Source organism: Ruegeria atlantica, assembly GCF_947495585.1.
In the GTDB taxonomy this organism is placed as follows: Bacteria; Pseudomonadota; Alphaproteobacteria; order Rhodobacterales; family Rhodobacteraceae; genus Ruegeria; species Ruegeria atlantica_G.
In genome coordinates this window covers 21,491-27,570 of record NZ_CANLZK010000025.1, presented here as the reverse complement: position 1 = coordinate 27,570, position 6,080 = coordinate 21,491, and the positions used below count along the sequence as shown (strand labels likewise).

The window sequence follows — 6,080 nt, the reverse complement described above, 5'->3', positions numbered from 1 at the left end:
CGCGGGATGGAGCAGCCCGGTAGCTCGTCAGGCTCATAACCTGAAGGTCGTAGGTTCAAATCCTACTCCCGCAACCATTACAGTCGAACGCAGTGTCAGACGAGCCGCCTCAGGGCGGCTTTGTTCGTTTTGGGGAGTTCCCAACGCGAGCAATCCCGCCAGTTCCCCAACAAGTTCAATCGTATACGTCCCATAATCCGGGATCAGCCTGATCTCAGACAGCAGCCCGCGAATGATGGATGTCGCTTCAGCCTGCGAAGAGGGATCGTGCAGCGCTGTGGTCAAATTGGCGACTTGTTCCCGATACACATCGGACAATCCGGGATGCAGCAAAACTGGCGGTTCATCTGACGCCGAATTGATGGTGTCTTGGAGTTTGGATTTGCGTGCTTCTAACGCTGTCAGCTTTTCCTTCATGCTGGTGTGGAACATGCCGTCGCTGATCGCGTCTATGAGATGTGCGATCTTACGCTCGATCCGCGCCAGATCACGTGTCGTGTTACTCCGTTCCTGTTGAATGGAACCGGCAAGACGGTTGTATTCCTCTTGATAGGCTTTAGTGAATTCCGCGATCAGATCGGGGTGCAGTAATTGCTCTTTTAGGCCGGAGAGAACGCGGTCCTCCAAGTCTGTGCGTTTTATCGTCAACCGGTTGTCACAAGTACCTTTGTTCTTATGAGCAGAGCACCCGTAATACTGCTTTCCGACTTGGGTGATGCCGCCGCCGCAACACCCGCAGGTCAGCATGCCGGAAAACAGATGCCGTGCACGCTTGGTGCGGCCCAGCTTCTTGATGCCATCGCTGATCGCGGCGTTGCGCGTCTTTTCCTGCCGTGCCTTCACCGCGTTCCAAAGGTCATCGGACACGATCCGTAACTCGGACACGTCTTCAATCACCCAGTCTTCCGGCGGGTTTGGGCGAGCTTGCCGTTTACCGCTGTCCGGGTCTTTAACGAAACGCTGCCGGTTCCAAACCAGTCGCCCGATATAGAGTTCGTTGTTCAGGATGCCGGTGCCACGCTGGTGGTTGCCGTAGATCGTCGAGGCACCCCATGTACCACGAGGTCCGGGAATGCCCTCTTCGTTCAGATTGGTGGCGATGGCACGTGGGCTCATCCCATGGCTATAGTCGCGAAAGATACGCTGTACGATCTCGGACTGATCCCCATTGACACGGCGGTCCCCTGTGCTGATGGACCCATCTGCGCCAATGTCTCGCACGACATCATAGCCGTAGGTGACACCGCCTGCCGACTTGCCTTTGCGCACACGTCCCTCTAGTCCGCGATGGGTCTTTTGAGCCAGGTCCTTCAGGAAAAGGCTGCTCATGGTCCCCTTGAGGCCGATATGCAGTTCGGAAATCTCCCCTTCAGCGACGGTGACAATCGGGATGCCTTGAAATCGCATCTGCTTGAAGAAGGCGGCAATATGTTCCTGATCCCGGCTGATCCGGTCGAGACCTTCGGCCACAACAACATCGAACTGGTTGACACGCGCGTCCTCCAACAGTCGCTGGTAGCCGGGGCGGAGATGTGACGCCCCGCTTAGACCCCGGTCGGAATAGGTCTCGGCCTCTTGCCAGCCGTTAACATTGATCAGACGGAGGCAGAGCCGATGCTGGCCCTCAATGGAGGCGTCACTTTGAAGATCAGTGGAGTAGCGGGCGTAGATGGCGGCACGCATGTGTTGGGCCTTTCGGTCTGATGAACTGGTTGGCCCATCCCATAATAGGCACGGATTGGGCGATGTCTTCCACTTTCGATTGCAACTTGTTGCAATGAAAAATGCCTCGGTTATAGGTATTTGACCGAACCGACGAGCGGCCTTTGGGCTCAATAGCTTACCGTTTGCGACCCAAGGTCATCATCTTTGCCTGCAGGAGAGATTGGTAGTTGTCACAGGCTGACAACCCGGTGGCACGATTGTAGTGCTTCTGAGACATGTCCAGCGTGGCATGTCCGAGGATATCCCGGATGATGTTAACATGTTCCGGGTCTGTCTCTGCGATGCTGGTCGCCGCAATGTGCCTAAACTTGTGGGTGCGCAACTCGACGCCCAGCATGCGTTTTGCCACTTTCGGCAGCTCACGAGACAGGCCATGGGGGGTAATGGGGCTTCCATATTGGCTGATCCACAGCGCATTGGATGTCTTAGGTCCGAGCAGGATCGGGCGATGGATGTCCAAATAAGACTCCACTGGCTGTACCAGAACCTTGGGTAGAGGAAACCACCGCGCTTTTTTGTCTTTGGTGTCTTCCGCCGAAAGATGAACCTCAAACCCTTCGGCTTTTTTGCGCAGATGCTGGTTCGTTGTCAGCACCAGCAAAGTGCGACGGCGCACGGGCCGCGAGATCAGAAAGGCGATCATCAGGCCTGCGCGAAAATGGATTGCACGCTTGATGTCAGTGAGAGACGGATCATTCTCCACATCTTCGAGCCGCTGCAGACTTTTGTTAAGAATGTCTGCCGCTGAGATGGCGACTGGCTTCGGCAGGCTTTTGCGGTCCGCCAGATGTACCAGACGGTTGGACAGTTTGTTCAACCAGTCCCAATCTCCTGACGGGCCCATGGCCTTTGCAAGCACATAGAGATCACAGATCATGTTTTTGCGGGTCATGAAGCCTACGCGCGCTTTCGCTTCTTCCAGATATCCCCGCACGGCATCGTTGGTAATGCGATCCGTCGGGGAGTGATCCAAAAGGGCAGGCTGATGACGCATAATCCACGACAGCCAATAGCCGTAACTCTGGCACCGTTTTTTGCGGCTGCCTTCGGACCAGCTCGCACAGGGGCCTGTACCGTCAAAGATGTCACCTTCCGCGAATAGGGCCTCCCAGGCGGTTTTATCCGCCTGCGGCCAATTTTGATAAAGAAGAACAAGAGGAATGGGGTTAGTCATCGGACGTCCCCCGGAACTTCGAAAGAACCACCTCATCATAGTGGTCGTGTGCCCATTGGTTGCTGAGCGATGCGTAGAAATCCATCGTCGTTTGGAGCCGCTTGTGCTTGAGCAGGCGGCGGACGGTCTCGAAGTCGCCGGGGCGTTCTTCGAGATAGAGCTTGGCCGCGATGTGGCGGAACAGATGTGGGTGAACCTTCAACCCGGTCTCACGAAAGATGCGACGGGTCAGATCACCGCCAAAGTTTGCGGGCGATCGGGGCTTTCCGTCACTGCTGCGGGGGAACAGGGCACGGCCACCAACCTGCGACACCTGCGGTCGGAACTGCATGATGTAGCGGTGCAAAATCTTAGAACTGCGGGCATTCAGTTTGACCTCAATCGGCTCCCTATTTTTGACCTCGATCCCTTCGATACGGATGGAATAATAGGTGTGCGTCCCCGAGCGGACCCGGATCAAATGTTTGTCCAAATCAAGGTTCGCGAGGTTTTTTACGCGCATGGGACAGCTCAGGAGGATCGTAAGCGCTGCTGCATGCATCGCCGCCAGTGCGCTGTCGCGCCGGGTCGGACTGTCTTCCGCCCGTGCCATCAGCGTATCCGGCAGGCTCAACAACAGGGCCACGTTCTCCCAATCATTGAACGGCGCAAGGCGCTCAGTGTTCTTGGGGCTCATGCCGCGCGGGTTTACGGCGACCCGTTTGTGAATGTCTTTGAGTGCCTTGATGACGTCTTCTGGCGCGTTCACGTGATGCCGTGCAATGGCGATGCAGGTTGCTGCAACATTACTAAGCCCGGACGGCAGGCCATTGGTCCCACGGCGGTCTATGATCGTCCGGAAGGCTGTTTTGAGATTGCTCGCCGTAACCACCACAGACAGGCTGGTGAATTTTTCCGGGCGCTGCCCGGAAGTTACCAGCGCGTCCAGCATCTGCCGCAGATGGGCTTCGGTGTTGCGCAGACTGGTCTCGCGCAGCGGTTTGTCAGGACCGTCTTCGCTGAACAAATCACGTTGCGCCAAGCGGTCGATATAGGCTTTGATCTCTGCCTGCAGGCTTTCCGGGTAGTCCGTCAGCGGGCGGGCCACATAGCGGTCCGACGACAAGCGGTCCAGCCGGGGAAGATCGAGACCGTGTTTGTCAATCACGTGGTTCCATGTATCGATCATGGACTGAATGTACTTGGCTGGTTCGTTCTTCAGCAGCACAGCGTCGAGGACCGTCTGAAACGCCTGAACCACTTCGCCACCAATGTCCTTGGGCGAGATCGACCGGGCACTGCAATAGCGTGCAAACCGCAACAAGCCCCAAACCTGATGGGTGGACTGCACAGTCGTCAGAAACGTGTCCCACTCCGGGGTCAGTTCAGGTTTAGCTTCAAAATCCTGCAACACCCCAACCGCACGCAAGGCACTGGCCAGATCGCTTTTGGTGGTGCTGAGGGTGTTGGGCTTCACCCCGCAGGCGGCGGGATGCAACGATGCCAGCAGTTTGCGCAGTTGCGGGATGTCTGTCGGAATGTCCGACGGCGGACGGCTCATGTATGTACTAACGCGCGAGATCGCGGACAGCTTGGACTGTTGACGTTTCTTGTCGGGGTCTGGATTGGACTTCAGAACGTTAAGAACCTCGGCCAGCGTTGTTGGCGGTTGGATATCTTGGTGATGGGTCATGACAAACCTCTTGGGTTTTGAGATTGGGGACAAAAGGGGACACTTAGGGGCATGCAGACCCATGGCGGCCCTCTTGCGGACATTCGGGAAACCAAGGGCGTGAATTTATATCCAAAATCCATGACCCCGTTTTCCCGAACGCCAGAAAAGCCGAGTTTTGTGAAAGCCTTAGAGAACATGGGCTGCTGCCTGATTGCCGCGTTGCTGGGCAAGGGCGTGCAGGTCGCTGCGCGCAATGCGCCAATCGCGGCCCAACCGAGTCGCAGGCAACTCGCCGGATTTGATCCAGCGACGAACGGTCTTGGTGCTGATACGGAACAGCGCAGCGACATCGCGCACGCTGAGATAGGCGGCATCCTCTGTGATCGGCAGATCAACCATGATCCACCTCTGGATCTTCACCGTTGCAACTGGTTGCGAAATCCGAGCGCGCAGCCTCGCGGGCCAACAGCCGCACAAGGTTGATCAGGGGTTCAGGAATAGCGAAATTGGGCGGGTTGCCCTTGGGAGCAGAAGACGAACACGTCATCGATACGTTCCTTATAAAGGAACCGCTCGAGACAATGATCGCGATGTTCTGGCTTCGGAGCGCACTCCAGACGACAAAACACTGACCTCAAACGAGATCAGGATCATTGCCATCGAGTGCGTCGAGGACGAAGTGCCGTCCTGTCCAATCCCAATATTGGCGGCCCAGCCATCGCGGCTGGTGGGTTGATAGTTCTTTCAGTTTATCTGACGCGTTAAGTTGTATCAACCTATTGTTTTGTTTACTTTTTGCTTACTTTTTAGGAATTTAAGTTGCCGTGAGATCGAAAGTACTATGGCGGATTTTTCAAAGTCTTAGTAACAGTCGCTTCTCACAAAAAGCAGCCATTCGTTTGCAGACCACCGAGCGACTGCTTAGAGCCCGAAGATGACATTGGTATTCTTTCCGCCTAGCTTGCAGATCATGCATTAGTTGGAGGGATTTCTATGTCGACGCCAGAAAGCAGGCTTGAAGAATTGGGCTTGAAATTGCCTGCGCCTACCAAGCTACCGGATGGCCTGCACATACCCTTCGAATTTGTTAATGTCAGAGGTGACCGAGCACTTTTCTCAGGTCACCCAAAAAACGCAATGGATGGTGGTCTGGCCGGCCCTTTGGAGTTGTCGGAGCCGAAATTACTACGGATCAAGCGTATGTTGAGGCCCGCGAAGTGGCACTAACGGTACTGGCTAACCTGAAAGAGGAAATAGGCGAGCTATCAAGAATTGTTGGATGGGTCCGCGTCTTTGGTATGGTGACATCTGCGCCCGGATACTCGGATCAAATTGTTGTGGTAAATGGCTTTAGCGATTTGATCATTGAGGTGTTCGGCCCAGACATCGGTCGCCATGCGCGTTCTGCTATCGGTGTGTCTGGACTACCGCTCGGTTTCGCAATGGAAATTGAGGGCGAAGTCATGATCTCTGCCTGACAGGCCTGCGGCAGCTTTGTCCGCAAAGTAGACGTCGATTCCATCCGGG

At 55.5% G+C, this 6,080-nt stretch carries 7 protein-coding genes, 1 tRNA gene and 1 pseudogene; 3 read left to right on the top strand and 6 right to left on the bottom strand.

Annotated features, from left to right (window positions below):
• Positions 1 to 77: transfer RNA gene (locus tag QMP16_RS22810), tRNA-Met, on the top strand.
• Here QMP16_RS22810 and QMP16_RS22805 read toward each other — a convergent pair.
• Positions 34 to 747 carry a zinc ribbon domain-containing protein gene (locus QMP16_RS22805; RefSeq protein ID WP_282154276.1) on the bottom strand — a complete coding sequence of 238 codons (714 nt, stop codon included), beginning with the start codon at positions 745 to 747 and terminating at the stop codon, positions 34 to 36. The two genes, QMP16_RS22810 and QMP16_RS22805, sit on opposite strands and share 44 nt — an antisense overlap.
• Between QMP16_RS22805 and QMP16_RS22800 the strand changes: the two genes are divergently transcribed.
• Positions 676 to 876, top strand: a complete 201-nt coding sequence (locus tag QMP16_RS22800) for a hypothetical protein (protein WP_282154275.1) — start codon at positions 676 to 678, stop codon at positions 874 to 876. The genes QMP16_RS22805 and QMP16_RS22800 overlap by 72 nt on opposite strands.
• Positions 877 to 882: 6 nt before the next feature.
• Here the strand turns inward: QMP16_RS22800 and QMP16_RS22795 are convergent.
• The 5 genes and pseudogenes from QMP16_RS22795 to QMP16_RS22775 form a co-directional block, all read right to left on the bottom strand.
• Positions 883 to 1,629: pseudogene (locus tag QMP16_RS22795) on the bottom strand (recombinase family protein); the annotation flags it as partial.
• 211 nt (positions 1,630 to 1,840) lie between these two features.
• A complete protein-coding gene (locus QMP16_RS22790) occupies positions 1,841 to 2,899 on the bottom strand; it encodes a site-specific integrase (RefSeq protein ID WP_282154274.1) in 1,059 nt (352 codons plus the stop codon).
• Positions 2,892 to 4,571, bottom strand: coding sequence for a site-specific integrase (locus QMP16_RS22785; protein ID WP_282154273.1), 1,680 nt, complete (start codon positions 4,569 to 4,571; stop codon positions 2,892 to 2,894). The genes QMP16_RS22790 and QMP16_RS22785 overlap by 8 nt, the downstream gene beginning before the upstream one ends.
• A gap of 168 nt (positions 4,572 to 4,739) precedes the next feature.
• Positions 4,740 to 4,952 carry a helix-turn-helix domain-containing protein gene (locus tag QMP16_RS22780; RefSeq protein WP_093965312.1) on the bottom strand — a complete coding sequence of 71 codons (213 nt, stop codon included), beginning with the start codon at positions 4,950 to 4,952 and terminating at the stop codon, positions 4,740 to 4,742.
• Complete coding sequence (locus QMP16_RS22775; protein WP_282154272.1) at positions 4,945 to 5,100, bottom strand: hypothetical protein; 156 nt, start codon at positions 5,098 to 5,100, stop codon at positions 4,945 to 4,947. Before QMP16_RS22775 ends, QMP16_RS22780 begins: the two co-directional genes overlap by 8 nt.
• Before the next feature lie 670 nt (positions 5,101 to 5,770).
• Here QMP16_RS22775 and QMP16_RS22770 point away from each other — a divergent pair.
• Entirely contained in the window at positions 5,771 to 6,031 is a 261-nt protein-coding gene (locus tag QMP16_RS22770; protein WP_282154271.1) for a RidA family protein, read from the top strand.
• Positions 6,032 to 6,080 lie beyond the last annotated feature (49 nt).